This is a genomic window from Microbacterium sp. XT11 (assembly GCF_001513675.1).
Taxonomy (GTDB): domain Bacteria; phylum Actinomycetota; class Actinomycetes; order Actinomycetales; family Microbacteriaceae; genus Microbacterium.
In genome coordinates this window covers 3,008,380-3,034,528 of record NZ_CP013859.1, presented here as the reverse complement: position 1 = coordinate 3,034,528, position 26,149 = coordinate 3,008,380, and the positions used below count along the sequence as shown (strand labels likewise).

The window sequence follows — 26,149 nt, the reverse complement described above, 5'->3', positions numbered from 1 at the left end:
CCTTCCCGCATGGACATCCGCGCCCTCCTCGTCGTGCTCGCGCACCTCGTCCTGCTGGCGATCGGCACATGGCTCCTCATCATCGATGCGCGCACCCACCGGCTGCCCAACCGCATCGTTCTGCCGACGCTTGCCGCCGTCCTCGTTGCGGCAGCGACCGACGCCGCCCTGACCGGAAGTGCGGCGGCGTTGCTGCGCGCCCTCGCAGGGCTGCTGGTCCTCGGGGGCTTCTTCACGCTCCTGCGCATCGTGAGCAGAGCGGGCCTGGGCGGCGGAGACGTCAAGCTCGCGGCGCTCCTGGGCTTCGTGCTCGCGTGGCACGGATGGCAGGAGCTCGCGATCGGAGCCGCGTCGGCCTTCGTGCTCGCAGCGCTCTACGCCCTGGTCCTCCTTGCGCTGCGCCGGGCCGACGGTGAGACGCGCATCGCCTTCGGGCCGTGGATGATCATGGGCGCGGTGATCGGCATCGCCGCAGGCTGATCCTCCGCGATGTCGTCGGTCGGCGTTAGGGTGAGCACATGGCACTCGCACGACTCCACGGAGGCCCGCTCGACGGGCAGATCATCCCCCTCGGCGACGTCGACGACAAGCTGATCGTCCCGTACAGCGAGACGCAGGTGGTGTACCACCGCCGCGGCGAGGCGCAGAACACGGGGGAGGGCGACGGTCCCACCGAGATCGACTACTGGTACGACGAGGCGCTGGAAGACCTCAACCCGGCCGATGACTGAGGCTCCCACCGGCTCGGAGCCCTCGCGCACCGTCGAAGTCGAGCGCAAGTACGACGTCGATGAGAACACGCCACTGCCGGACTGGCATGGTCTTCCCGGTGTCACGACGGTCTCCGAAGGTGAGGTCCGAGAGCTGGACGCGCGTTATCTCGACACAGCGGATGCCGCGTTGTCCCGCGCCGGGGTCGCACTGCGCCGGCGCACGGGCGGACCCGACGCCGGGTGGCACATCAAAGGCCCGCGCGACGGGGACGGGCGGCTCGAGATCGGTTGGCCTCTCGGAGACGACGACACCGTCCCCGAACCGGTGTCCGCCGTGCTCGCCCGGTGGACGAGCGCCGAGCTGTCCCCGCTCGCCCGCATCGAGAACCACCGCACCGCCTATCACCTCTCCGGAGCAGACGGCGTCGTGGCGGAGTTCGTCGACGACCACGTCCGCGCGACCGACCTCCGGCAGGACGTGCGACGTGAATGGCGGGAGTGGGAGTTCGAGCTCGGACCGGCCGCTCCGTCCGACCCCGCCGCACGCGAGGTCCTGTTCGCCGCAGCGGAGCGCGCAATCTTCGCGGCGGGAGGACGGGAAGCGGCATCCGGCTCGAAGCTGGCGCGTGCGCTGGGTTTCTGAGCAGGCACCCACACGTCCACCCGCGTGATCAGCCCGCGCCGCCGCGCATGCGCCCGTGTTCACGCCCGCGCAGACGCTCGGCTCGAGGGCCGCGGTCGAGACTGAGCGCTCGGATGCGGCCGAACCGGGGAGAGCGGGTTCCGGATCACGCGAGCGCAACCCCCTTCCGTCGCGTCGTACCGCGTGCTTGAGTGGCCGCATGACGCCGACTCCCGTGCTCCGCTCCCTCGAGACGATGGTTCCGGAGACCGTGCTCCATCAAGACGAGGTCCGCGACGTGTTCGCGGGCCAGCCCGGCATCGGCCGGCTTGCGCAGCGCATCGTCGCCGCCTCGTTCAACGGCTCCGGAATCGACACCCGCCACACGGTCATCGACGAGCTCTCGCTCGACCGCATCGCCGACGACCCGGTGTTCTTCGACCGCGACTCGCGCGAGCTGCTCGCACCGGGGACGCGGGTGCGCAACGACGTCTATACACGGGAGGCGAAGAGGCTCTTCGTCGAGGTGGCGCGACGCTCCCTCGATGCCGACCCGGATCTCGTCGCCGCCGATGTCACCCACGTCATCACGGTGTCCTGCACGGGATTCCACGCTCCAGGCCCGGAGTACGAGATCGTGCGTGCGCTCAGGATGGGTGACGGCGTGCAGCGGTATCACCTCGGTTTCATGGGCTGTTACGCCTCGATGCCTGCGTTGCGGGCGGCCCGGCAGTTCTGCCTCGCCGACCCCGACGCCGTGGTCCTCGTGGTGAGCGTGGAGCTCTGCACGCTGCACCTGCGCTCTTCTGAGGATCCGGACACGATCGTGGCGTCGTCGCTGTTCGCCGATGGGGCGGCGGCGGGCATCGTCACCGCGAGGGACCTTCCCACGCCGGTGGCGGGTCTGCAGCTCGACGGCTTCCACACGGCGATCGCCCCGGATGGCGAGAAGGACATGGCGTGGACCATCGGCGACAGCGGTTTCGAGATGATCCTTTCGACCGCTGTCCCTCAGATCATCGGCGAGACCATCATCGGCGCGCTGCGACCGCTCTACGCACGCGAGCAGGATCTCGTCTCGGCGTTCGATGAGGGCAGAGTCGGCGAGCGCGTGGCGCACTGGGCCATCCACCCCGGCGGACGCAGCATCCTCGACCGGGTGCAGGAGCGGCTCCGCCTCGACGACCGCCAACTGCGACCCGCGCGGGAGATCTTGCGCACCAGGGGGAACATGTCGAGCGCGACGGTGCTTTTCGTGCTCCAGCGCATCCTCGAACAGGAGGGGGCGCGCGACGGGGAACGCGTCGCGGCGATGGCCTTCGGGCCGGGGCTGACGGCGGAGAGCGCGCTCATGACGGTCGTCGCTCCCATCGACGATGCACCCTGATCTCACCGTCAGGGATACCGGCGCCCGCGAGCTCATGGATGCACCCGACGCCGACCTGCGGATGCTGGAGCAGACCTACCGCCGGTTCGGCGTGGTCAACAGGGTCGTATCCGCCCCCGTTTCGCTCTACCGGCGTGATGTGAGGCCGCGGGCGGGCACGAGGCCGCTGCGGATCCTCGACATCGGCGCCGGCGGCGGAGACCTCTGCCGCTTCCTCGCCCGTCGCCTGCGCCGGGACGGGATCGCCGCCGAACTCACGGCGCTCGACCCCGATGAACGAGCCATGACCTGGGCGCGACGCAACGGTGCGGGAGCCGGCGTCACCTATCGTGTCGCGTTCAGCGGGGATCTCGTCTCCGAGGGGCGCAGCTTCGACCTCGTCCTCTCGAACCATCTGCTCCATCATCTGACCGCCGAAGAGCTGCGCACGCTGCTTCGCGACAGCAGCGCGCTCGTCGCCCCGGGTGGCCTGGTCGCGCACCGTGACATCGCGCGGAGCCGCGCCGCGTACGCGCTGTTCGCCGCGGCGACCCTGCCGTTCGCCGGGAACCTCTTCGCCGGCTCGTTCATCCGCGCCGACGGGCTGACCAGCATCCGCCGTTCGTACACCGCGGAGGAGCTGAGAGCCGCCGTCCCGCCCGGCTGGCACGTGGCGACGAGGATGCCTGCTCGTCTGGAGCTGAGGTGGGAGCCCGGCGATGACCGACCATGACGTCGTGATCGTCGGCGCGGGCCCTGTGGGCCTGCTCCTGGCCTGTCTTCTCGCGCAGTCCGAGATCGACGTCCTCGTGTGCGAGCGGCGTGCCGAGGTCGAGGGGCGCAGCCGAGCCATCGGCATCCATCCTCCCGGTCTCGACGCTCTTGACGCGGCAGGCCTCGGGGCCGTTGTCCGCCGTGACGCCCTCGCGCTGTCAGGCGGCGAGGTCCGCAGCCGCGGGCGCACCCTCGCGGCACTGGATTTCCCTGCTGATCGGCCGGTGCTCGTGCTGCCGCAGGCGTGTACAGACGCGCTGCTGCGGGAGCGCCTCGAGCGCGTGGCGACGGGGGCCCTCCGCGCAGGGCATGTCGTGCGGTCGATACGCGATGAACAGGACTTCGTCCGCGTCTCGGTCGACGGAGACCACGGCTTGCGGGAGATGACGGCGCGACTGGCCGTCATCGCCGACGGCGTGCACAGCGCCCTCCGGGATGCGCTCTTCCCCGCCGGATGGCGCCCGCGTCCGGGTGACGGATGCTATGCCATGGTCGACGTCGCAGACCACGCCCCGACGGAGCGTGCGGTGCTGCACTGCGAGCCGCTGGGGCTGGTCGAGTCCTTCCCCCTGCCAGGGGGGATCCGGCGATGGGTCGTGCGCGAGAACCGGGGCGGGGAGCTCGCAGAGGCCGTCGCCTTCCGTGAGGAGATACGGCGGAGGACAGGCATCGCAGCACCGGTTCCGGCTGATGCGGTCCCGGTGTCGTTCCGTGCGCGGCAGCATGCGGCGCAACGGCTGGTCCGTGGACGCGTCGTCCTCGTCGGCGACGCCGCGCACGAGGTGAGCCCGATCGGCGGTCAGGGGATGAACCTCGGCTGGGTCGGTGCGGTTCGACTCGCGGACGGCATCCGGGTGAGCTTCGACCGCGGACGGATGGATCTCCGCCGGTACGAGCGGCTGACGCGCCGCGCCGCGCGAGCGGCCCACGGTCGCTCGACGTTCTACATGGCCATGGGGACACCGGCATCCGGCGTGCAGCTGCAGGCGCGGGAGGCGTTGATGCGCGCCCTCGGCTCGCCTCCGCTGCGGGCATGGACGACGGGTCTCCTCACCATGCGCAGCGTGTGACCGCGTTCGCGATCGGCAGACGCGACGGGGCACGGCCGCGCCACGCGCGACCGGGCCCCGAGGCGGTGCGATCAGAAGTTGATCATGTGTCCCGCGAGTCCGTGGAAGCCCTCCTGCAGGGCCTCGGACAGCGTCGGGTGGGTGTGCACGTTGCGCGCGAGCTCGAGCGCCGTGAGGTCCCACTTCTGAGCCAGCGTCAGCTCGGGGAGGAGCTCCGACACATCCGGGCCGATCATGTGCGCGCCGATGAGCTCGAGGTGCTCGGCATCCGCGATGAGCTTGACGAACCCGACGGGCTCGCCGAGGCCGTGGGCCTTGCCGTTGGCCATGAACGGGAAGGTCGCGACCTTGATCTCGCGGCCCTCGTCCTTGGCCTGCTGCTCGGTGAGCCCGAACGACGCCACCTGCGGCGAGCAGAAGGTCGCTCGCGGCATCATGCGGTAGTCGCCGAGCGCCATCGTCTCCGCGCCGCCGATGGTCTCGGCCGCGACCACGCCCTGCGCCTCCGCGACGTGCGCGAGCTGCAGCTTGGCGGTGACGTCGCCGATCGCGTAGATGCCGTCGACGTTCGTGCGCATGTAGTCGTCGATCTCGATCGCACCGCGCTCCGTGAGCTTCACGCCCGTGTTCTCCAGGCCGTAGCCGGTGACGTTCGGGGCGAAGCCGATGGACATGAGCACCTTGTCGGCGGTGATCGAGCCCTGCTGGCCGTCCTTCGCGGTGTAGGTGACCGTGACGTTCGACCCGTTGTCGACGACGGTCTCGACCTTGGTCGAGGTGAGGATGTCGACGCCGTAGTTCTTGTACTGCTTGGCGATCTCCTTCGAGACGTCCGCGTCCTCGTTGGGGAGAGCGCGGTCGAGGAACTCGATGATCGTGACCTTCACGCCGTAGTTCGTCAGCACGTAGGCGAACTCCATGCCGATCGCGCCCGCTCCGACGATGACGATCGACTCGGGGAGGTCGCGGGTGAGGATCTGCTCCTCGTAGGTCACGACGTTCTTGCTCAGCGTCACGCCGGGCAGGAGGCGCACGGTGGAGCCGGTGGCGATGATGACGTTGTCGAAGGTGACCTCCTCGGTCGTGCCGTCGGACTTGGCGACCGTGATGGTCTTCGGGCCGGTGAAGGTGCCGCGGCCGTCGTACTCGGTGACCTTGTTCTTCTTCATCAGGAAGTGGATGCCCTTGACGCGGCCTGCGGCGACCTCGCGGCTGCGGTCGAACGCCTTGCCGAAATCGAGAGTGAAGTCGCCCGAGATGCCGAAGAAGTCGGCCTTGTGCGTGAGGGTGTGCGCGAGCTCCGCGTTCTTCAGGAGCGCCTTGGAGGGGATGCACCCCACGTTGAGGCACACACCGCCCCAGTACTTCTCCTCGATGATGGCGGTGGACAGGCCCAGCTGCGCGCTGCGAACGGCGGCGACGTAACCGCCAGGACCTGCACCGAGGACGACGACATCGTAGTGTGGCATGCCTTCAGCCTATCGCGCCGAGGGGTCGTCGGAGGCCTCGGAGGACGCCCCGTCGGCACCGCGGATGCCGGTCGTCCCGCGGTTTCCACGACGTGAAAGAAGCACCACGATCACGGCGGCGACGATGAGCGCCCCGATGATCGCGAGCAGCCAGATGCCGACGCCGTCGCCCTCCGCGGGAGCATCCGCGGCCGGTGCCGTGGTGGGGGTGGACGTGGCGGACGGAGCGCTGGCCGTCGCGGTCGGCTCGGCGCTCGGCGACGCGCTGCCCGTTCGCGTGCTCGCGGCGACGGCGAAGGAGAATTCGCCCGACGTCGGATGCCCGTCGCTGGACACGATCCTCCACACCACGTGATACGCGCCGGCGTCGGCCTCCGCGACGAGCCCCTGCGTCACCACGGCGCCGTTCACGGTGGCCGGGCCATCGGAGACGACCGTCCCCGCGGCATCCGTCACGACGACCTCCGTCGCGCCCTCGCCGTCGATCAGCTTGTTGCTGAAGGTGAGGGTCAGCTCGGACGGCAGCGTCTGCACGGTGCTGTCGGCCTCAGGAGACGAAGCCACCAGTGCGTCGTGCGCGGATGCCGACAGCGGTGAGAACAGCACGAGGAACGCGGTCAGCAGTGCTGCGGCGAGGGCGATCGGGGCGGCGGGGAGGCGGCGAGCTGCGGTTTTCACAGGACCAGCCTAGGAATCGCCGGTATGCGACGGCTGAGTGTGAACGAGCCTCCCGCGAGGCGCCCCGGATCGGTTAGTCTGGACGACCAGGAGGGCACAGTGACTGACAGCGAGAGCCGACCGGGCGGAGACGCCGCGATCCATCGTCCCGGCGAGCAGAGGCACGACGTGACGCAGACGTTCGGGCATGACTCCGACCTGTCGTTCGTGCCGTTCGGCGTCGAGTTGACCGACGTCGAGCAGAGCGCCATCGCGGCGCTCCCTTCCGGCTCCGCGCTCCTCCTGGTCCGCTCCGGCGCTCTTGCCGGTGCCCGCTACCTGCTCGACACCGACGTCACGACCGTCGGACGCCACCCCGAGGCAGACATCTTCTTCGACGACGTGACCGTGTCGCGCCGTCACGCCGAGATCACCCGGAACGGCACCTCTTTCGAGATCATCGATCAGCGCTCGCTCAACGGCACGTATGTCAACGGCGAGCGGGTCGACCGCAGCGCTCTCACCGATGGTGCCGAGCTGCGCGTCGGCAAGTTCCGGCTGAACTTCTTCGCCTCGCCCGCCGACCGTCCGGCGGCGAACGCCTGATGGCGGCCTCTCCCGCCCGCGAACGCTCCGCGTCCGCGGGCCTGCTGAGCATCGGTCAGGTGCTCGCGAGGCTGACGCCCGAGTTCCCCGATCTGACCTCGAGCAAGCTCCGCTTCCTGGAGGTGCAGGGCATCGTCACCCCCTCGCGCACCGAGTCGGGGTACCGCAAGTTCTCGCAGGCGGACATCGAGCGCCTGCGTCTGGGGCTCACCCTGCAGCGCGACCACTACCTGCCGCTCAGCGTGATCCGCGAACAGCTCGACGAAGCCGAGGCCCGCGGCGAGTCCGCCGGCATCGTGCCTCCGCCGTCCATCGCGCCCGCGCCCCGACGCTACCGGCGGGAGGAGCTGCTGGCCGCAGCGGGCGCCGGGCCGCAGCTGCTGAACGACGCGATCAGCACCGGCGTCATCGCAGCGCAGGAGACCTACCCCGAGAGCACGGTGACGCTGCTGCGCGGACTCGTCGCGCTCGACCGCCACGGCATCGAACCGCGCCATCTGCGATCGCTCCGGCAGAGCGCCGAGCGAGAGGTGTCGCTCATCGAGTCGGCGATGTCCGCGCTGCTGCGGCGCACCGACGCCGCGTCGCGTGCCAAGGCGAGCGAACTGGGCCCCGAACTCGCGACGAAGATCGACGAGGTGCGCGCGCATTTCGTCAAGGAAGCGCTGTCCAGGGTCCTTTCGTAACGAACTGATTGCGACACACCTTCCGAGCGGTGCGGATGTCGTTGCCGGTGTCATGGCACTGCTCTAGCGTGGAGGTAACAGCTTCAGGGAGGACTTCAGATGAATGCGGACGAGCGTGCAGGCGACCCGCGGTTCGTGACCGAACTCCTCTTCACCGACGGCCTCCCGGCCATGGATGACGAGGTCGGCTACCGCGGCGCCGTGGCCGCGCGGGCGGCGGGCATCACGTATCGCCAGCTCGACTACTGGGCCCGCACCGAGCTCGTGGAGCCGACCGTCCGCGGCGCCAGCGGCTCCGGTTCGCAGCGCCTCTACGGGTTCCGCGACATCCTCGTCCTCAAGCTCGTGAAGAGCCTTCTCGACACCGGCATCTCGCTGCAGCAGATCCGCACCGCGGTGGAAGAGCTGCGCCGGGCCGGCATCCGCGATCTCGCGGGCACCACCCTCATGAGCGATGGCGCGTCGGTCTACCTGTGCACGTCGAACGACGAGGTGATCGACCTGGTCAGCCGCGGTCAGGGCGTCTTCGGCATCGCCGTCGGAAAGGTCCTGCGCGAGGTCGAGTCGACGCTCGTGGAGTTCGACCCCACGGCGCCCGACCCTGTCGACGAGCTGTCTGCACGTCGTGCCCGGCGCTCGGCCTGACACTCCCGGGCACTGACCCGGAGCGCATCCGACAGAAACGGAGAACGCCCGCTCGATGAGCGGGCGTTTCACGTGTGCGCGGTGGATCAGGCCTGAGGGCCGTTCTCCGGCACCGGGATGCGCCCAGTGCGGATGATCCGGTCGAGCAAGAGGTCGAAGTCGGCGGCCAACTCCTGTGCGGAGTCTCCCGGCCAGATGTGCAAGGGCTTCGCGGCGCCCTGTGCCTGCTGCAGCGACGTGCGCTCGGGAAGCTGCGGAGACAGGACGAGCGGGCCGAACATGTCGCGCAGCTCCTTGATGCGGAACTGGTGCTCGATCGACTGCGGGCGCACGCGGTTGACCACGATGCCCAGCGGCTGCAGACGGGGGGAGAGGCCGCGGCGGATCTCCTCGATCGCACGCAGCGCGCGGTCGGCCGCCGCGACGGAGAACAACCCCGGCTCGGTGACCACCATCACGCGGTCGCTGGCAGCCCATGCCGTGCGGGTGAGGGCGTTGAGAGACGGTGCGCAGTCGATGAGCACGAGATCATAGTCGGCCTCGACGGCGGCGAGGGCCTCCTCGAGCTTCCACACGTCGCGGACGCTCGGGTGCGGACCGTCGAAGTTGATGGCCGACGGGCTGCCGATGAGCACATCGATGGTGCCCGGGTGCACCTTCGCCCAGCCGCTGGCGGTGATCGCCTGCCGGACGACCTTCTCCTTGGGGTTCGCCAGGACGTCTGCGACGTTGAGTCGACCGGCGACCTGGATGTCCATGCCGGTGGAGACGTCGGACTGCGGGTCGAGGTCGACGACGAGAGTCCTGACGCCCCGGGCGAAGGCCGCTGAGGCCAGTCCGAGAGTCACGGTCGTCTTGCCGACGCCTCCCTTGAGAGAGCTGACGCTGAGTACGTGCACGGACTCCACGTTACCTTCCCCTAGGCTGGGGGAACACTCAGCCCCGCCCCATGCACGACGAAAACGTCGAGCATCGAGCCCTTAGAGGTGTGCATGTTCACGAAGATCCTTGTGGCGAACCGCGGCGAGATCGCGATCCGCGCATTCCGCGCGGCGTACGAGGTGGGTGCGAGGACGGTCGCCGTCTTCCCTCACGAGGACCGGGGTTCCGTCCACCGGCTGAAGGCTGATGAGGCGTACGAGATCGGAGATCGCGGGCATCCCGTGCGCGCCTATCTCGACGTCGACGAGATCATCCGCGTCGCGCGGGAGTCGGGTGCCGACGCGATCTACCCCGGGTACGGGTTCCTGTCGGAGAACCCGGAGCTCGCCGAGAAGGCCGCGGCGAACGGCATCGTCTTCATCGGCCCCCCGGCGAAGGTGCTGGAGATGGCAGGCAACAAGGTCGAGGCCAAGCGCCACGCCATCGAAGCGGGCGTGCCCGTGCTGCGATCCACGGAGGCGTCCGACGACGTCGATGCGCTCGTGGCGCAGGCGGACGAGATCGGCTTCCCGCTCTTCGCCAAGGCGGTCGCGGGCGGCGGCGGGCGCGGCATGCGCCGCGTCGAGACGAAGGAGGAGCTCGCGCCCGCTCTGGCCGAGGCCATGCGGGAAGCCGCCAGCGCGTTCGGCGATCCGCGCATGTTCCTCGAGCAGGCCGTGGTGCGGCCGCGGCACATCGAGGTGCAGATCCTCGCCGACAAGACCGGCGAGACCGTGCACCTGTTCGAACGCGACTGCTCGGTGCAGAGGCGGCACCAGAAGGTCGTCGAGATCGCACCGGCGCCCAACCTCGACGACAGCATCCGCACCGCTCTGCACGGATACGCCGTGGCCTTCGCGCGGTCGATCGGCTACGAGAACGCCGGAACGGTGGAGTTCCTGCTGGAGACGGCGGGGGAGCGCGCGGGCGAGGTCGTCTTCATCGAGATGAACCCGCGCATCCAGGTCGAGCACACCGTGACCGAGGAGGTCACCGACGTCGACCTCGTGCAGAGCCAGATGCGCATCGCGGCGGGGCAGACCCTCGATGAGCTGGGTCTCCGCCAGGAGGATCTGCACCTCCGCGGAGCCGCGCTGCAGTGCCGCATCACGACCGAGGACCCCACGCAGGGCTTCCGCCCCGACACCGGGAAGATCACCACCTACCGCTCGCCCGGCGGCGCCGGCATCCGCCTCGACGGCGGCACGGTGCACCAGGGGGCGCAGATCAGCCCTCACTTCGACTCGATGCTCGCGAAGCTCACCTGCCGCGGCCGCGACTTCCCCGCGGCGGTCGCTCGTGCGCGCCGTGCCCTCGCCGAGTTCCGCATCCGGGGCGTGTCCACCAACATCCCGTTCCTCCAGGCGCTCCTCGACGACGAGGCGTTCGTCGCCGGTGACGTGAGCACCTCCTTCATCGACGAGCGGCCCGACCTCGTGCGCGGTCGAGTGTCGAAGGACCGCGGGACCAAGCTGCTCACCTGGCTCGTCGACGTCACCGTCAACAAGCCGCACGGGAACCGGCCTGCCGTCGCCGACCCGCTCACGAAGCTCCCGCCGATCGACCTGACCGCCGAACCGCCGGCAGGTTCGCGGCAGCGCCTCCTCGAACTCGGGCCTGAGGGCTTCGCGAAGAGCCTCCGTGCGCAGACCACTCTCGCGATCACGGACACGACGTTCCGCGATGCGCACCAGTCGCTGCTCGCCACGCGGGTGCGGACGAGGGACCTCGTCGCCGCCGCTCCTTACCTGGCCAGGCTCACCCCTGGTCTGCTTTCCGTCGAAGCCTGGGGAGGCGCGACCTACGACGTCGCCCTGCGCTTCCTCGGCGAGGACCCGTGGGAGCGACTGGACAAGCTGCGCACGGCGCTGCCCAATGTGGCGATCCAGATGCTCCTGCGCGGGCGGAACACCGTCGGCTACACGCCGTACCCGACGGCCGTGACGGATGCGTTCGTCGCCGAGGCCGCTGCCAGCGGCGTCGACATCTTCCGCATCTTCGACGCGCTGAACGACGTCGAGCAGATGCGCCCTGCGATCGAGGCCGTGCGGGGCACCGGCACCGCGATCGCCGAGGTGGCGCTGTGCTACACCGGCGACCTGCTCAACCCGTCCGAGGACCTTTACACGCTGGACTACTACCTGAGGCTGGCGGAGCAGATCGTGGACGCCGGCGCGCACATCATCGCGATCAAGGACATGGCGGGGCTCCTGCGCCCCGCCGCGGCCGCTCGCCTGGTCACGGCGCTGCGCGAGCGGTTCGAGCTACCCGTGCACCTGCACACGCATGACACCCCCGGCGGTCAGCTCGCCACGCTCCTCGCAGCCAGCGCGGCGGGCGTGGATGCCGTCGACGCGGCATCCGCTCCTCTTTCCGGGACGACGAGCCAGCCGTCGCTCTCGTCGCTCGTGGCTGCGCTCGCGCACACCGAGCGAGACAGCGGGATCGATCTCGCCGGGGTCTCCGACCTCGAGCCCTACTGGGAGGCCGTGCGGCGTCAGTACGCCCCGTTCGAGTCCGGGCTTCCCGGACCCACGGGCCGCGTGTACCACCACGAGATCCCGGGCGGGCAGCTCTCCAACCTCCGCCAGCAGGCGAAGGCGCTCGGCCTGGCAGACGACTTCGAGCTGATCGAGGACATGTACGCCGCCGCCGACCGCATCCTGGGCCGCGTGCCGAAGGTGACCCCGTCGTCGAAGGTCGTCGGCGACCTCGCGCTGCACCTCGCGGCCGTCAAGGCGGACCCGGACGATTTCGAGGCGCACCCCGAGAGGTACGACGTGCCGGATTCCGTGGTCGGCTTCATGGCCGGGGAGCTCGGCGACCTCCCCGGCGGATGGCCGGAGCCGTTCCGGTCCAAGGTGCTCGCAGGGCGCACGGTGCGCACCGGTGTGACGGAGCTCTCCGCGGATGACGAGAAGGCGCTCGCGGGCGACAGCGCGACCCGGCGTTCGCGTCTGAACGCGCTGCTGTTCCCCGGCCCGACCCGGGAGTTCACGCAGACGCGCGAGCAGTACGGCGACCTGTCGGTGCTCGCCACCGGCGACTACCTCTACGGTCTCGTGCAGGGGCAGGAGCACCTCGTCGAGATCGATCGCGGAGTGCAGCTGTACGTAGGGCTCGAAGCGATCGGCGACGCCGACGACAAGGGCATGCGCACGGTCATGACCACGCTCAACGGCCAGCTGCGTCCTGTCTTCGTGCGCGACCGTTCGATCGCGGTCGACGTGCATGAGGCGGAGAAGGCAGACACCTCCGTGCCCGGCCAGGTGGCCGCGCCGTTCTCCGGTGTGGTCACTCTCAAGGTCGAGGTCGGCGACAGGGTGCGTGCCGGTGAGCCGGTGGCGTCGATCGAAGCCATGAAGATGGAGGCCGCGATCACGGCGCCCGTCGAGGGCGTGGTGGAGCGGCTGGCGATCGGTGCCACCCAGCAGGTGGACGCGGGAGATCTTTTGGTCGTCATCAGCCCCGCACACTAATCTTGTGCGGGCGAGGGCCGCGCACGCATGTGACGCACCCGAGGCCCGCACACGCTTGGAGTGCATCGTGACACCGAAGAAGAAGTCAGACCCTGATGACGAACAGTCGCGGGGTGTGCTCGACGACGCCGCGTCGCTCGACACCGCCGGCATCGGCATCCTGGGCGGCACCGCGCAGGTGACCGTCTCCCTTCCGACCGCTGACGAGGACGACCTCGTCGACGACGAGGTCGTCGACGGCGAGGTCGTCGATCTCGTCATCGACGACGAGCGCGAGCCCGACGCTGCACCGGAGGAGGAGCCCTCCGCCGTCGAGGAGCCCGCCACGCTGGGCTCCTCGATCGTGATCGAGATCGACGAGCCCGCCGTGCCGGCCGATGACGGCTCTGCGGCGGATGCCGACGCGGAGGCCGCGCGTGCGCAGGTGGACGCCGACGCTCCGCTCGCCTCCGCGGAGGACACGGCACCGGGCGCGCCGGAGGACGCAGCGCCGGCGGCCACGGATGACGCAGCGCCGGCGGCGGAGGAGGTGTCCACGCCTTCCGCCGCAGAAGAAGACGAGGTGCCTTCGGTCGACCGGGTGGTCGCGGCGGAGGCCGAGGCGACGAGCGTGCCGGCCGGCGCCCCCGCGGACGTCGTCGCAGCCGAGGCCGCTGCCGCCGCCGCATTCATCGCGCGGGCCGGGGCCGATCTCGAGGCGAAGGCCTCCGCACTGACGCCCACGCCGTCGCGTCCGCCGCGCTCCGCCGCCGCACCGGCATCCGCGCGCCCGTCGGCATCCGATCGCACGCCGGGCGCAGCGCGCACCGACGCGTCGACCACGAAGGGACACACCGTGAACGACACTGCGCCGAAGGCTGTGGCGCCGCAGGCGCGCCCCGCGCGCGGTGAGGTGGCGCTCACATCGAAGAGGCTCGACGATCTGGGCGACTCCTCGCGCGAGAGCGCCGACCTGCTCACCGCCGACCGGCTGCTCGATCCGTCTCAGGTCACGAAGCCGGAGCCCGAGGGCGCGTGGAGCCAATTCCTCTACACGATCTCCGGCCGGCGCATCAACATCGGCGACGGCCGCAGGGCACGGGAGCGCAAGGCGCTGACTGCCCGCATCGCGGCTCCGCTGTCCGGCAGTGCGCGCTTCGTCCCCGTGCTGTCACGCAAGGGTGGCGTCGGCAAGACGACGATCACCGCGCTCCTCGGAATGGCGCTCGCCGACGCGCGCGAGGACCGGGTGATCGCGGTCGACGCGAATCCGGATCGCGGCACGCTCGCCGATCGGGTGGCGCGGCCGCATCACAACAAGTCGGTGCGCGACCTCGTGCGGATCCACGGCGACGTACGCGGCTACCACGACATCTCCGCGATCGTGGCGCGCGACGCCACGCGCCTCGACGTGCTCGCCTCCGACGCCGACCCCCACATCGCCGAGGCATTCAGCGACAGCGACTATCGCGATGTCGCCGACGTCGCGGCTCACTATTACTCGCTGGTGCTCACGGACACCGGAACGGGTATCGTGCACTCGGTCATGTCGGCCACGCTCGACCTCGCCGACCAGATCGTGATCGTCTCCGGACTCAGCGTCGACGAGGCGCGGCTCGCGTCCGAGACCCTGACGTGGCTCGAGACCAATGGCTATGCCGAGCAGGCGCGCGAGGCGATCGTCGTGCTGAACCAGTCGACGCCCGGCGCTCCGCTCGTTCGTCTCAACGAACTGGAAGCCCATTTCGCGACGAGGACGAAGAAGGTCGTCCGCGTCCCTTACGACCCCCAGATCGCGGGAGGCGGAACCATCGTGTTCGCGAATCTCCAGCCGGAGACGCGCGTCGCCGCGCGCGAGCTGGCTGCCCTCCTCGTCGAGGGTCTCAGGGCGAAGGCCGCCTGATGGCCGTCCGCGAGATCCGCGTGTTCGGCGATCCGGTGCTGCGCCAGGTCTGCGCGCCGATCGAGGACATCGACGAGGGGGTGCGCGCGCTCGTCGCGGATCTCCTCGACACCGTGGCGCTGCCGGGCCGCGCAGGAGTCGCCGCCAACCAGATCGGGGTCGCGCTGCGCGCGTTCAGCTACAACATCGACGGGGATATCGGCTACGTGCTGAATCCCGTGCTCACCGAGGTGCGCGGCGAGCCCGTGCCGACGGGGGAGGGCTGCCTCTCGGTGCCGGGGCTGTGGCACGACGCATTGCGCCACCCGTGGGCACGCGTCGAGGGCATCGACCTCGATGGCGCCCCGGTCGTGCTCGAGGGCGAAGGGCTGCTGGCCCAGGCCCTGCAGCACGAGACCGATCATCTCGACGGCACGCTCTACCTGTCGCGGTTGGACCCGGAGACCCGCAAGATCGCCATGCGCGAGGTGCGCGAGAGCTCCTGGTTCTGAGCGGACGGCTCAGCCGCCGATGGCCACGTTGGTGGTCGCGACCGGCTCGTCGTAGATCGCCGCGATCTCGTCGGCGAAGTCGTTCATGATGACGTTGCGCTTGATCGACAGCTTCGGGGTCAGGTGTCCCGAGGCCTCCGTCCATTCGGTGTCGAGGATCGTGAACTTGCGGATCGACTCGGCGCGCGACACACGTGTGTTGGCGGCGTCGACGGCACGCTGCACCTCGGCGCGGACGGCGTCGTTCTTGGCGGCATCCGCGAGCGACATGTCCGACGGGAGCCCGTTGTTCGCAAGCCACGTCGGCAGCATCTCCGGGTCGAGAGTGATCAGCGCCGAGATGAACGGCTTCTGATCGCCGACGACGACCACCTGGCCGACGATGGGATTGGCGCGGATGGGGTCCTCGAGCGCGGCGGGCGAGACGTTCTTGCCTCCGGCCGTGACGATGATCTCCTTCTTGCGGCCGGTGATCGTGAGGAAGCCCTCGGAGTCGAAGCTGCCGATGTCGCCGGTGCGGAACCACCCGCCCTCGCTGAAGGCCTCGGCGGTCGCCTCCGGGTTGTTCCAGTACTCCTTGAAGACGTTGATGCCGCGCACCTCGATCTCGCCGTCGTCGGCGAGACGGATGCCGACGCCGGGAAGAGCCGGTCCGACCGTGCCGATCTTGGACTTGTCGGCGAGGTTCACGGTCGCCGGCGCCGTCGTCTCGGTGAGGCCGTATCCCTCGAGGATCACGACTCCGAGGCTGTGGAAGAAGTGGCCGAGCCGAGCACCAAGCGGCGCGGAGCCGGAGACGGCGTACACCACCTTTCCACCCATCGCCTCGCGCAGCTTGCTGTAGACGAGCTTGTTGAACAGGGCGAACTTCAGCTTCATGCCGAACGGGATCGGCTTGCCCTCCTCGAGGAGCATCGAATGCTGGATGGCGACATCGGCAGCGGCGCGGAAGATCTTTCCCTTGCCGCCGGCCTCGGCCTTCTGCTCTGCGGAGTTGTACACCTTCTCGAACACGCGCGGCACTGCGAGGAGGAAGGTCGGCCGGAACGACCCGAGCGCGGGAAGCAGCTGGCGCGTGTCGGGCTGATGCCCGGTGCGCACGCCGGCGTGCACGTCGAGGATCGAGATGAACCGGGCGAAGACGTGCGCGGTCGTGATGAACAGGAGCGTCGAGGCGCCGGGGGTGTTCACGACCTCGTCCAGGGCCTTGGCGGAGTTGCGGGCGAGCTCGACGAAGTTGCTGTGTGTGAGCACACAGCCCTTCGGCCGGCCGGTCGATCCGGAGGTGTAGATGAGCGTCGCGATGTCCGAGCCCTTCGCGAGGTGACGCCGGCGTTCGATCTCCGCGTCATCGACGGAGGCGCCCTGGGCGACGAGCGCATCGATCGCGCCGAGGTGCATCTGCCACACCTCGCGGATCAGCGGCAGGTCGCCGCGCACCTCATCGACGCGCGAGAAGTGCTCGGGCGACTCGACCATGAGGGCGATGGCGCCGGAATCCTCGAGGATCCACTGGATCTGCGACGGCGAGCTGGTCTCGTAGATCGGCACCATCACCGCGCCGGCGTAGAAGAGCGCGAAGTCGACGAGCGTCCATTCGTAGGTGGTCCTGGCGAGGAACCCCACCTTCTCGCCCGGCTGGATGCCGGCGGCGGCGAACCCCTTGGCCAGGGCGATGACGGCGGTCTGGAAATCCGCGGCGGAGATGTCGCGCCATCCGTCGCCCTCGGGCACGGAGAAGAGGGCGAGATCCGGCGTGGCTCTGACGCGCTCGGCGAGGATGTCGGAGATGTTGGCGTCCGGGTCGGCGGGGACGACGGCGGGGACTTCGAACTGGACCACGGCAGCTCCTTCGGCACCGGTCGGGCATGTGATGCTCCGAGTCTACGACATGGCATCCGGTCGCAGGCCAGATGAGACTCAGTCGCGTCGTGGGTGATCCCCGGATGCCGCATCGGCGCGGACGCCCGGCGGCGCTAGACTTCACCTCGATGTTCTACTGGCTGATGAAGTACGTCGTTATCGGCCCTGCGGTCAAGGCGATCTTCCGACCGTGGGTGGTCGGGCGCGCGAACGTCCCGTCGAGCGGCGCGGCGATCCTCGCGAGCAACCACCTCTCGTTCGCCGACTCGATCTTCCTGCCGCTGATGCTCGACAGGCCCGTCTCCTTCCTCGCCAAGAGCGACTACTTCACCGGGCGAGGACTGAAGGGCTGGGCGACCCGCTTCTTCATGAAGGCCACGGGGCAGCTCCCCATCGACCGCTCAGGAGGCAAGGCGTCGGAGGCCTCCTTGAACACCGGGCTCCAGGTGCTCGGACGAGGCGATCTCCTCGGCATCTATCCGGAGGGCACGCGGAGTCCTGACGGCAAGCTGTACCGCGGACGCACCGGCATCGCTCGCATGGCGCTCGAAGCCAAGGTTCCCGTGATCCCGGTCATCATGGTCGACACCGACACGGCCATGCCGATCGGGCAGCGCATCCCTCGAGTCATGCGCGTCGGCGTGGTCATCGGCGAGCCGCTCGATTTCTCGCGCTACGCGGGGATGGAGAACGACCGTTACATCCTCCGCTCCGTCACCGACGAGATCATGGTCGCGCTGCAGCGGCTCGGTGCGCAGGAGTACGAGGACGTGTACGCCTCGACGGTGAAGGACCGGCTTCCAGCTGCTGCCACGCGGCGTTCCGGCACCTCCCGATCCCAGTAGGCTGGGGGCATGCTCCAGCACCACATCGACGCGCTTGACGCGTGGCGCTCGCTCCCGATCAAGCAGCAGCCGCAGTGGCCCGACAACGAGCGCGTCGCGGAGGTCTCCGCGCAGATCGCGACCTTGCCGCCGCTCGTCTTCGCCGGAGAGGTCGACAACCTGCGCGACCGCCTGGCCCGCGCGGCGTCAGGCAACGCCTTCCTGCTGCAGGGCGGCGACTGCGCCGAGACGTTCGCCGGCGCCACGGCCGATCAGATCCGCAACAGGATCAAGACCGTGCTGCAGATGGCCGTGGTGCTCACGTACGGTGCATCGATGCCGGTCGTGAAGATGGGGCGCATGGCAGGGCAGTTCGCCAAGCCGCGGTCGAGCGACACCGAGACGCGCGGCGAGGTCACCCTTCCGGCGTACCGAGGCGACATCGTCAACGGCTACGACTTCACTGAGGCATCGCGTCAGGCCGACCCCGGTCGCCTGCTGCAGGGCTATCACACGGCGGTGTCGACCCTGAACCTGATCCGCGCGTTCACGCAGGGCGGCTTCGCCGACCTCCGCGAGGTGCACTCGTGGAACAAGGGATTCGCGCAGAACCCGGCCAACCAGCGCTACGAACGGATGGCTGCCGAGATCGATCGGGCCATCAAGTTCATGGAGGCGGCGGGCGCCGACTTCGACGAGCTCAAGCGCGTCGAGTTCTTCACAGGGCACGAGGGTCTGCTCATGGACTACGAGCGCCCGATGACCCGCATCGACTCCCGCACCGGCCTGCCGTACAACACCTCGGCGCACTTCCTCTGGATCGGGGAGCGCACGCGCGACCTCGACGGGGCGCATGTGGACTACTTCTCGCGCATCCGCAACCCCATCGGGGTGAAGCTGGGACCCACCACGACGCCCGAGACGGCGCTCGCGCTCATCGACAAGCTCGACCCCGAGCGCGAACCCGGTCGCCTGACCTTCATCACCCGCATGGGCGCTGGCAAGATCCGCGATGCGCTGCCGCCGCTGCTCGAGGCTGTGAAGGACTCGGGCGCCACCCCGCTGTGGGTCACCGACCCCATGCACGGCAACGGCATCACGACCCCCACCGGCTACAAGACGCGGCGCTTCGACGACGTGGTCGACGAGGTCAGGGGCTTCTTCGAAGCGCACAGGGCAGTCGGCACGTTCCCCGGCGGGATCCACGTGGAGCTCACCGGCGACGACGTGACGGAGTGCCTCGGCGGATCCGAGCAGATCGACGAGGCCGCGCTTGCGACGCGCTACGAGAGCCTGTGCGACCCGCGTTTGAACCACATGCAGAGCCTGGAACTGGCGTTCCTCGTCGCCGAGGAGCTCGAGAAGCGCTGAGCGCCGAGCATCGACCACGGAGTCCGTCACGAACAGAACCGCCCCGTCCATCACGGACGGGGCGGTTCTGCGTCGGAGCCGTCAGGCTCGGGTCAGGCTCCGCGCCGCCGCAGCGCGAGCAGGGCGCCTGCGGCGACGAGCGCGCCGGCACCCAGCACGGCGGGAAGCACCCACGCCGCGTCGCCGCCCGACGTCGCCAGGTCTCCCGGCCGTGACTCGACACCACGCCCGGGTTCGGGAGCCGTGGCGCCGCCGGATGCCGCCGCCGTCACCGTCAGTGCGGACCGCGCCGTGACGTCGCCGGAGACGGCGACGATCTCGTGGGCGCCCGGTGCGGTCTCGGCGGGGATGGTCGCCGAGAACCGGAGTGCTCCGTCGGCATCGGTCGCGGCGGTGCCGAGCACCACAGGATCGCTGTGCAGCTCGATGCGGACCGTGCTGGACGCCGGGAACCCGGTGCCCGTCACCTCGACCGCGCCGCCCGCCGCCACCGACGCGGTGCTCAGGGAGATCGCGGCGGGCTCCGCAGGTTCGGAGTCGTCGGGGAAGACCTCTGCGGCTTCGCCGAGTCGGAGGAACACGGTCTCGCCCGTCGCGTCCTTGAGGCCGTCGTTGTCCGTCACCGCGTACAGGCGGCCGTCCGCCGCAACCGTGAAGCCCTCGAGCTTCTCCTGCGTCCATCCGGCGGTGGTGCGCAGCGCGGGGAGCACGTCGATGGCCGTGGTCTTGTCGAGCACCGTGAGCGGCTCACCGAACGCGGACGGTTCGACGCCCTCCGGGATGTCGACGCGCGTGATGCGCTTCACAGCCGCAGCCGGGCCGTTGAGCTTGTCGCGTTCGATGAGCGCGAAGGTGTCGTCATCGATCGCGGTGATCTCCGACAGGCCGATCCAGTCGCCGGGTGCCTCCGTGGAATCCAAACGGTAGCCGAACCACGCCCACGCGCCGGTCGCGGGGTCGAGACGGCCGATCCTGGCCACCTCGGCGCCGTCGACGGTTCCCGCGTCCACGTCCGCAGGGTCGGTCCACAGAGGGCGCTGGAGCACGCTCCACACACGCAGGCCGTCGCCCTCGCCCGTGATCGTCACACCTTCGAAGCCCCATTTGCCCACGTGGGCTGCGACGTCGGCCGGAAGCGGGTACCGAGCCGTGATGAGCCCGGCGGCATCCGTGTGCACGATCTGGTTGCCGCTTCCCTCGGCTCCTTCGACCGCGAGCCAGAAGCCGCCGTCCGCCGCGGCGGCGATGCCTTCGACATCCAGCGCGATCGGAGATCCGCCGTCGTGGACCTGCAGCGACGAGATGATGCGTGCCGGCGCGGCCGACACGTCGACGGTGTAGATGGTGGCGGGGGAGACCACGGCGTCGCTCGCGGCATACAGGAGCGAGGCGTCCGTCGGGTGTCCGGAAAGGGCGCCGAGTGCAGACCACCCGATGGGGGTGCCGTCGACGACATCGGACACGATGCCGGGCTGCGAACCGCCGTTCTGACCGAAGGTAAAGACGCTGACGGAGGCGCGCACGCCGGCCTCGGCGTCGTCGGTCTCGCTCGAGACGACGAGGAGATCGCGCTCCGGCACCGGGAGGATGCCCTCAGGGCCGTTCGTCGTGAACAGGAGCTGCACGAACGCCGGTGAGGTCGGCTGCGACATGTCGTAGACGGCGACGAAGTTGGAGCGCTCGCTCGCCACGAACACGTATGGCGTGCCGTGGAACTCGGCGAAGGCGAGACCCTCCGGCTCCGCGCCCTTCTTGGCGGCGCGGTCCTCGTTGTGCAGGCCGTGCTGCACGGCGATGTTCGCGAACGAAGCCCCCGCGTCCCACACCGGCTCGCCGGTGTCGGTGCGGAACACCGTCCAACCGCGGGTGCCGCCCTTCCAGTCGCCCTCGTTGGCCGTCGCCACGAGTCCGTCGCCGACCCAGGCGATCGCATCCGGCTCGCGGGGAGTGGCGGGAATCGACCCGGTGAGGTCGATGCGTCCGTCCTTGACCGTGTCGATGCCGCTGACCGCCACACTGCCGGCCGAGAACACCGAGGTGAGCGTCTTCGTCGCGAGGTCGATGATCGCGATCCCGTTGTTCTCCTGCAGCGTGACGGCGAGTTGGTTCCTGTCGTCGATCGTGACGTACTCCGGCTCAGGATCCTGCGGGGTGTCGATCCCGGATGCCGCGACGATGGGCAGCGGAGAGCCGTCTTCGGCGAGGAACGACACCGGTGTCGCCGACCACGCCGCGGGGTCAGGACCGAGATCGAGCACCTGCACGAAGCCGCCGGGCAGCTGCGGGAGGTCGCCCTCGTCGCCTCCCTCAGGCGTGGCGTCTTCGTCGCGCTGGTTCTCCATCGCGATCGCCGCATAAGCGCCGTCGTGGGAGATCGCGATGGAATCGGGCTGCCCGCCGAGATCCAGGGAACGCACGAGCGAGCGGTCTGAAGCCCGCAGCACGTCGAGTCGTCCGCGCGGTGAGGTGTAGTCGCCGCCCGTCTCGTCGATCACGACGAGGATGTAGTCGCCGTATGCGGCGACCGAGGTGGGCTGGTCGTCGGCGTGCCCGAGATCGGCCAGCGAGACGGTTCCGGTGCCCTTCGGCGCGGCTGGATCGGTCACATCGACGAATCCGATGCGCTTGCCGAGCGCGTCGGTGTACACGACGGTGCCGTCCTGGGTGATCGTGGAGATCTCCGCGACGGTCGGTGCCGACGGGTCGACATCCGCCGGCGCGTTGAGGTATACGGGGAAGGTCGCGGTTCGGGTGAAAGAGCCGGCGGGCGACGGCGCGGCAGATGCCGGGACGGCTGCGCCGACGGCACCGGCGAGCAGGCAGGCCGCGAGCACCGCGGCGGGCACGGGACGAGAGGGCATGGACACACTCCGGGTAACGGGGGACGGGTTCTCCGTCAGGGTGTTGCCCGTGGGAGTCCGGAAGGTGCCCGTGGCCTTGCGCGGCGGTGGCCGAAAGGTGAACGACAGGTGGCGGTGCCCCGCTAGTCGTTGAGCCCCATCTCCAGCGTGATCGTGGCGCCCTTGCGCTGCGGGTCGGAGGGCGTGTATGAGCGCACCTTCGTGTTCTTGTCGTCGAGCAGGTCCCAGGCGCCATCCGGGATCAGAGTGTCGCTCGTGTAGGTCCAGCGGAAGCCGGCCTTCGAGAGCGCATCCTTCGCCTTGTCGCGGGTCATGCCCTTGACATCGGGCACCTCGAAGAGCTCGGGCCCCTTGGACACGATGAGCTGGATCGTGTCGCCCGGCCGCCACGGGCCCTCTTGCGCGCGGTCGGCGTACCCGAGGACCTTGTCCTTGGCCACGTCCTCGCTGAAGTTCTGGATGTGCTCCGGGCTCACGACGAGTCCCTTGTCGGTGAGCGTCTTGGTCGCCTGGTCGATCGTCATGCCGCTGACGTCCGGCACCGGCCCGACCGACACCTGGATGGTGGCGGTGTCCTTCTCGTGCACGGTGCAGCCCTGGTCGCAGCCGAACGCGTCGCCTCCGTCGCGCGGGGTGATGCGCACGTTGAGCACCTTGCCCTCGTCGAGGTCGTCGAAGTACTTCTCGTCGTCAGTGAGGTCGAGGTTCGCAGCCGTCAACTGCTCGCGGACGCTCGCGGCGTCGGCACCCGCCAGGGGACCGAGATCGTGCGAGGCGGGGCCGGCTGAGACCACGACGGCGACGGCGACGCCCTTCTCGAGACGCTCGCCCTCCCCGGGTTCCGAGCGGATGGCGGTTCCGGCATCGACGTCGACGGAGAACTCCTCCTCGCGATGGGGCACGAAGCCCTCCGCCGTCAGCGCGGCTGCCGCGTCGTCGTACGACATGCCGGCGACGGCGGGCACGGCGACGAGCGACCCCGGACCTGAACCGAACCACCAGCCGAGACCGCCGGCGATGGTCGCCAGCAGAAGCACGAGAGACAGGAGCAGGGCACCGCGGGCGCGCCGCTTCGACGCACGCCGTCGCAGAAGCGTCGCGTTGTCGGCAGGGGCGGTTGCGGGGGCTGCGGCATCCGGGATCGGCAGGGTGCCCGGCATGACCTTCGTCAGATCGCCCGAGTCGGCCTGGGCGCGCTGCGGTGCCGTGGCGGCGGCGACGGCGGGAGCGATGCCGAGGTCGCGCTCGATCTCGCGCAGCCGGTCGAGCATCTGGCGGGCGTCGTCCGGGCGTTCGTCGGGGGACTTCTCCGTGGCCCACAGCACCAGCTCGTCGAGCTGCTCGGGAACGGCGGGGTTCCGGACGCTGGGCCGCGGCACCGACTCCGTCGCATGCTGGAACGCGATCTGCATGGGCTGTTCGCCCTTGTACGGCTGCTCGCCCACGAGCATCTCGTACAGCATGATGCCGAGGGCGTAGATGTCACTGCGTGCGTCGGCCGTGCCCCGTGTCACCAGCTCCGGGGCCAGGTACGCGATCGTGCCGAGGAGCTGCTGCCCCGTCGCGGTGTTGGCGGTCGTGGCACGCGCGAGGCCGAAGTCGCCGATCTTGATGCGGCCGTCCTCGGCGAGCAGGACGTTCTCCGGCTTGACGTCGCGATGCACGATGCCGGCGCGATGCGCGGCCGAGAGGCCTGCGAGCACGGCATCCATGATCGTGATCGTCTGCGACACCGTGAGGCGCTTCTGCTCTCGCAGGAGCTCGCGCAGCGTGATGCCGGGCAGGTACTCCATCACGAGATAGGCGAGTTCGCCGTCCTGGCCCTGGTCGAAGACGTTCACGACGTGCGGGTCGGCGAGGCGGGCGGCGGCCCTGGCCTCCTGGATGAACCGGCTCTGGAAGTTCGAGTCGTCGCTGAGGTGCGCGTGCATCACCTTCAGCGCGATGCGGCGCTCGAGGCGCAGATCGGTCGCGACGTAGACCGTCGCCATCCCGCCGCGGGCGATGCGTGCCCTGACCCGGTACCGACCGTCGACAAGCCGCCCGATGAGGGGGTCGGCCTGCTGATTGGTCGTCACGTCAAGATTCTATGGAAGGCTGGCTGAAAGCCCTGGGAACGGCTCGCCCCCAGAGGCTGAGGTTTCGCCTGGAGCGTCACCCGTAGAGCGCCAGCCACTGGTGCGCCTGCGTCTCCCATTGACCGTAACGATCCGGATACGCCGAGATCTGCACGGCCTGCGCTGCGTCGGTGAAGGCCATCGTCTCCCACCCCGGGATGTCGAGGAGGCCGCGCGTGACCTGACCGTTGGGGTCGCCCTGCCCACCGTAGAAGGCGCGGATGCTGCGATCGACGTCGCGCACCTGCTCCGGCGTCCCCCACCCGGTGCTGGGGCGCTGCTGAAAGAGGCCGAGCGAATCGCGGTCGCCCCAGTCGAGATTGCGCATGCCGGACTCGACCATCGCCGTCGCGAGGGCGATGGCGATCCCGCGGTCCGGGACCCCGAGCTGCCGGCCGATCGCGATGATGCCCGCGGCGTTGGCGGCCTGTTCGCCGTCCAGGGAGGCCGTGCGCTGGATCGGGGCGGATGCCGCGGCAGGAGAGGAAGCAGGCGGAGCGGCGACGACGATGCTCTGGCCCGGGTAGATGATCGAACCTGGGCCGAGGCCGTTGAGTGCGTAGAGCGTCGCCGTCGTGGTGCCGTAGGTCTTCGCGATGCCGAAGAGCGTGTCGCCGGCTGCGACGACATGACTCTGAGCAGCCGAGAGGGCCGGAGCGGCGACGGCGGCCGGCGCGGCGGGGGCAACGGGGGCACCCGCGACCGCGATGGTCTGGCCCGGGTAGATGACCGAGTCCCCGCTGAGGCCGTTGAGGGAGAGGATCGCGTCGACGGTGGTGCCGTGGGTTCGGGCGATCCCGTACACCGTGTCTCCGGTCACGACGACGTGCGTGGCGGCGACCGGCGCCGGCGCAGCAGGAGCGGGAGCGGGGGCCGCGGGCCCGCTCAGCGCCAGCGTCTGGCCGGGGCGGATCACGGAGCGTCCGGTCAGGCCGTTCCAGGCGAGGACGTCGGCCGTGCGCAGGCCGAAGCGGCGTGCGATGTCGTAGACCGTGTCTCCGGGCTGCACGACGTACGTCGGGGGCGTCGCGGTCAGGCGCGCGGGGCCGAGCTGCAGGCGGCCGGCCGGGGGAGCGGACGCCTCGGCTGCAGCCGGGGCCGCCGACAGCGCTCCGGCGAGCGCGCCGAGGACGGCGACGGGCGTGCCGATCTGCAGCAGACGGGCGCGGCGTGCGGCGGTGCTCTGTCTCACGGTTCCCCCTGGTTCGGCGTCTGCCTACGCTGACACGTCTGTTAACGGATGTCAACAGGAGTGACGAAAGTGTCACCTGTGACTGGTGTGACGATATGCGATCGTCCCACGGAGGTGAGATAGTGGCATCGTGTCTGCGCATCCAGGAAACGACGACAACGTGACCGCCCCCGACGCCGTCGAATGGCTCACACTTCCCGATCTCGTCGAGGCTCTCGGTGAACCCCTCGGCCGGGTGCGGCGCCTCATCGACGAGCATTACCTCATCGGCTCGAAGCGCAGCGGCGTGTACGCCGTCCCCTCGGTGTTCATCGTCGACGGTCACCCGCTTCCCTCGCTCCGCGGCACGATCATCGCCCTGCAGGACGCAGGGTTCAGCGACGACGAGCTCATCGACTGGCTCCTCAGCGAGGAGGACACGCTCGGGCGCACGCCCATCGCGGCGTTGCGCGACGGGCACAAGAGCGAGGTGCGGCGGATAGCACGCACGCTCGCCTGAGCGGCGCCCGCTCCGGCGGCACGCCGAAAGGCGACGGGTTC

The 26,149-nt window shown here is 69.7% G+C and carries 22 protein-coding genes; 15 read left to right on the top strand and 7 right to left on the bottom strand.

Features of this window, described 5'->3' with window-relative positions; translation table 11 throughout:
• The first annotated feature begins 9 nt into the window (after positions 1–9).
• From AB663_RS14420 to AB663_RS14395, 6 genes are all read left to right on the top strand, one after another.
• Positions 10–480, top strand: coding sequence for a prepilin peptidase (locus tag AB663_RS14420; RefSeq protein ID WP_067200667.1), 471 nt, complete (start codon positions 10–12; stop codon positions 478–480).
• 38 nt (positions 481–518) lie between these two features.
• Entirely contained in the window at positions 519–731 is a 213-nt protein-coding gene (locus AB663_RS14415; RefSeq protein WP_067200664.1) for a response regulator, read from the top strand.
• Positions 724–1,356: a CYTH domain-containing protein gene (locus tag AB663_RS14410; RefSeq protein ID WP_067200661.1), complete on the top strand. Its 633-nt coding sequence runs from the start codon at positions 724–726 to the stop codon at positions 1,354–1,356. The genes AB663_RS14415 and AB663_RS14410 overlap by 8 nt, the downstream gene beginning before the upstream one ends.
• Positions 1,357–1,555: 199 nt before the next feature.
• Positions 1,556–2,722: a type III polyketide synthase gene (locus tag AB663_RS14405; protein ID WP_232304561.1), complete on the top strand. Its 1,167-nt coding sequence runs from the start codon at positions 1,556–1,558 to the stop codon at positions 2,720–2,722.
• A complete protein-coding gene (locus AB663_RS14400; protein WP_067200658.1) occupies positions 2,712–3,434 on the top strand; it encodes a methyltransferase domain-containing protein in 723 nt (240 codons plus the stop codon). The genes AB663_RS14405 and AB663_RS14400 overlap by 11 nt, the downstream gene beginning before the upstream one ends.
• Positions 3,421–4,545 carry an FAD-dependent oxidoreductase gene (locus AB663_RS14395; RefSeq protein WP_067200654.1) on the top strand — a complete coding sequence of 375 codons (1,125 nt, stop codon included), beginning with the start codon at positions 3,421–3,423 and terminating at the stop codon, positions 4,543–4,545. The genes AB663_RS14400 and AB663_RS14395 overlap by 14 nt, the downstream gene beginning before the upstream one ends.
• Before the next feature lie 71 nt (positions 4,546–4,616).
• On the opposite strand, the gene lpdA is transcribed toward AB663_RS14395, so the two are convergent.
• Together lpdA and AB663_RS14385 are read right to left on the bottom strand one after the other, a co-directional pair.
• Positions 4,617–6,014 carry a dihydrolipoyl dehydrogenase gene (gene lpdA / locus AB663_RS14390; RefSeq protein WP_067200650.1) on the bottom strand — a complete coding sequence of 466 codons (1,398 nt, stop codon included), beginning with the start codon at positions 6,012–6,014 and terminating at the stop codon, positions 4,617–4,619.
• Between the two features lie 9 nt (positions 6,015–6,023).
• Complete coding sequence (locus AB663_RS14385; RefSeq protein WP_067200647.1) at positions 6,024–6,692, bottom strand: copper resistance CopC family protein; 669 nt, start codon at positions 6,690–6,692, stop codon at positions 6,024–6,026.
• A gap of 99 nt (positions 6,693–6,791) precedes the next feature.
• Here AB663_RS14385 and AB663_RS14380 point away from each other — a divergent pair, with 99 nt between their 5' ends.
• The 3 genes from AB663_RS14380 to AB663_RS14370 all read left to right on the top strand — a co-directional run bounded on the left by AB663_RS14380 (position 6,792) and on the right by AB663_RS14370 (position 8,608).
• Positions 6,792–7,277 (top strand): FHA domain-containing protein, encoded by a 486-nt coding sequence (locus AB663_RS14380; protein ID WP_157541113.1) that lies wholly within the window; start codon positions 6,792–6,794, stop codon positions 7,275–7,277.
• Positions 7,277–7,963, top strand: coding sequence for a transcriptional regulator FtsR (gene ftsR / locus AB663_RS14375; RefSeq protein ID WP_067200644.1), 687 nt, complete (start codon positions 7,277–7,279; stop codon positions 7,961–7,963). Before AB663_RS14380 ends, ftsR begins: the two co-directional genes overlap by 1 nt.
• Before the next feature lie 99 nt (positions 7,964–8,062).
• On the top strand, positions 8,063–8,608 hold the full coding sequence (locus AB663_RS14370) for a MerR family transcriptional regulator (RefSeq protein ID WP_067200642.1): 546 nt from the start codon (positions 8,063–8,065) through the stop codon (positions 8,606–8,608).
• 86 nt (positions 8,609–8,694) lie between these two features.
• On the opposite strand, the gene AB663_RS14365 is transcribed toward AB663_RS14370, so the two are convergent.
• Positions 8,695–9,507: a ParA family protein gene (locus AB663_RS14365; protein ID WP_067202808.1), complete on the bottom strand. Its 813-nt coding sequence runs from the start codon at positions 9,505–9,507 to the stop codon at positions 8,695–8,697.
• A gap of 93 nt (positions 9,508–9,600) precedes the next feature.
• Here AB663_RS14365 and AB663_RS14360 point away from each other — a divergent pair, with 93 nt between their 5' ends.
• The 3 genes from AB663_RS14360 to AB663_RS14350 all read left to right on the top strand — a co-directional run bounded on the left by AB663_RS14360 (position 9,601) and on the right by AB663_RS14350 (position 15,381).
• Entirely contained in the window at positions 9,601–13,008 is a 3,408-nt protein-coding gene (locus AB663_RS14360) for a pyruvate carboxylase (protein WP_067200639.1), read from the top strand.
• 67 nt (positions 13,009–13,075) lie between these two features.
• Positions 13,076–14,890, top strand: a complete 1,815-nt coding sequence (locus AB663_RS14355; protein ID WP_067200636.1) for a MinD/ParA family ATP-binding protein — start codon at positions 13,076–13,078, stop codon at positions 14,888–14,890.
• Positions 14,890–15,381, top strand: coding sequence for a peptide deformylase (locus AB663_RS14350; protein WP_067200633.1), 492 nt, complete (start codon positions 14,890–14,892; stop codon positions 15,379–15,381). Before AB663_RS14355 ends, AB663_RS14350 begins: the two co-directional genes overlap by 1 nt.
• 9 nt (positions 15,382–15,390) lie before the next feature.
• Here AB663_RS14350 and AB663_RS14345 read toward each other — a convergent pair whose 3' ends face one another.
• Complete coding sequence (locus tag AB663_RS14345; RefSeq protein ID WP_067200630.1) at positions 15,391–17,223, bottom strand: AMP-dependent synthetase/ligase; 1,833 nt, start codon at positions 17,221–17,223, stop codon at positions 15,391–15,393.
• 149 nt (positions 17,224–17,372) lie between these two features.
• Here AB663_RS14345 and AB663_RS14340 point away from each other — a divergent pair, with 149 nt between their 5' ends.
• Together AB663_RS14340 and AB663_RS14335 are read left to right on the top strand one after the other, a co-directional pair.
• On the top strand, positions 17,373–18,089 hold the full coding sequence (locus tag AB663_RS14340) for a lysophospholipid acyltransferase family protein (RefSeq protein WP_067202806.1): 717 nt from the start codon (positions 17,373–17,375) through the stop codon (positions 18,087–18,089).
• Between the two features lie 9 nt (positions 18,090–18,098).
• The gene (locus AB663_RS14335) at positions 18,099–19,439 is read left to right on the top strand and encodes a class II 3-deoxy-7-phosphoheptulonate synthase (protein WP_067200626.1); all 1,341 of its coding nucleotides are present in this window, start codon (positions 18,099–18,101) and stop codon (positions 19,437–19,439) included.
• A 92-nt stretch (positions 19,440–19,531) separates the two neighbouring features.
• Here AB663_RS14335 and AB663_RS14330 read toward each other — a convergent pair whose 3' ends face one another.
• The 3 genes from AB663_RS14330 to AB663_RS14320 form a co-directional block, all read right to left on the bottom strand.
• Complete coding sequence (locus AB663_RS14330; RefSeq protein WP_067200623.1) at positions 19,532–22,300, bottom strand: esterase-like activity of phytase family protein; 2,769 nt, start codon at positions 22,298–22,300, stop codon at positions 19,532–19,534.
• Positions 22,301–22,422: 122 nt separating this feature from the next.
• A complete protein-coding gene (gene pknB / locus AB663_RS14325) occupies positions 22,423–24,378 on the bottom strand; it encodes a Stk1 family PASTA domain-containing Ser/Thr kinase (protein ID WP_067200621.1) in 1,956 nt (651 codons plus the stop codon).
• A gap of 76 nt (positions 24,379–24,454) precedes the next feature.
• Positions 24,455–25,609: a LysM peptidoglycan-binding domain-containing protein gene (locus tag AB663_RS14320; RefSeq protein ID WP_067200618.1), complete on the bottom strand. Its 1,155-nt coding sequence runs from the start codon at positions 25,607–25,609 to the stop codon at positions 24,455–24,457.
• Between the two features lie 130 nt (positions 25,610–25,739).
• Between AB663_RS14320 and AB663_RS14315 the strand changes: the two genes are divergently transcribed.
• A complete protein-coding gene (locus AB663_RS14315; protein ID WP_232304560.1) occupies positions 25,740–26,108 on the top strand; it encodes an Rv2175c family DNA-binding protein in 369 nt (122 codons plus the stop codon).
• The last annotated feature ends 41 nt before the right edge of the window (positions 26,109–26,149 follow it).

Excerpts from the sequence above, each read along its gene's own strand:
- AB663_RS14330 (WP_067200623.1), bottom strand. The coding sequence starts at position 22,300 with ATGCCCTCTCGTCCCGTGCCCGCCGCGGTGCTCGCGGCCTGCCTGCTC.
- lpdA (WP_067200650.1), bottom strand. The coding sequence starts at position 6,014 with ATGCCACACTACGATGTCGTCGTCCTCGGTGCAGGTCCTGGCGGTTAC.
- AB663_RS14340 (WP_067202806.1), top strand. The coding sequence starts at position 17,373 with ATGTTCTACTGGCTGATGAAGTACGTCGTTATCGGCCCTGCGGTCAAG.
- AB663_RS14395 (WP_067200654.1), top strand. The coding sequence starts at position 3,421 with ATGACCGACCATGACGTCGTGATCGTCGGCGCGGGCCCTGTGGGCCTG.
- AB663_RS14410 (WP_067200661.1), top strand. The coding sequence starts at position 724 with ATGACTGAGGCTCCCACCGGCTCGGAGCCCTCGCGCACCGTCGAAGTC.
- AB663_RS14360 (WP_067200639.1), top strand. The coding sequence starts at position 9,601 with ATGTTCACGAAGATCCTTGTGGCGAACCGCGGCGAGATCGCGATCCGC.
- AB663_RS14335 (WP_067200626.1), top strand. The coding sequence starts at position 18,099 with ATGCTCCAGCACCACATCGACGCGCTTGACGCGTGGCGCTCGCTCCCG.
- ftsR (WP_067200644.1), top strand. The coding sequence starts at position 7,277 with ATGGCGGCCTCTCCCGCCCGCGAACGCTCCGCGTCCGCGGGCCTGCTG.
- AB663_RS14420 (WP_067200667.1), top strand. The coding sequence starts at position 10 with ATGGACATCCGCGCCCTCCTCGTCGTGCTCGCGCACCTCGTCCTGCTG.
- AB663_RS14400 (WP_067200658.1), top strand. The coding sequence starts at position 2,712 with ATGCACCCTGATCTCACCGTCAGGGATACCGGCGCCCGCGAGCTCATG.
- AB663_RS14350 (WP_067200633.1), top strand. The coding sequence starts at position 14,890 with ATGGCCGTCCGCGAGATCCGCGTGTTCGGCGATCCGGTGCTGCGCCAG.
- AB663_RS14405 (WP_232304561.1), top strand. The coding sequence starts at position 1,556 with ATGACGCCGACTCCCGTGCTCCGCTCCCTCGAGACGATGGTTCCGGAG.
- AB663_RS14415 (WP_067200664.1), top strand. The coding sequence starts at position 519 with ATGGCACTCGCACGACTCCACGGAGGCCCGCTCGACGGGCAGATCATC.
- AB663_RS14370 (WP_067200642.1), top strand. The coding sequence starts at position 8,063 with ATGAATGCGGACGAGCGTGCAGGCGACCCGCGGTTCGTGACCGAACTC.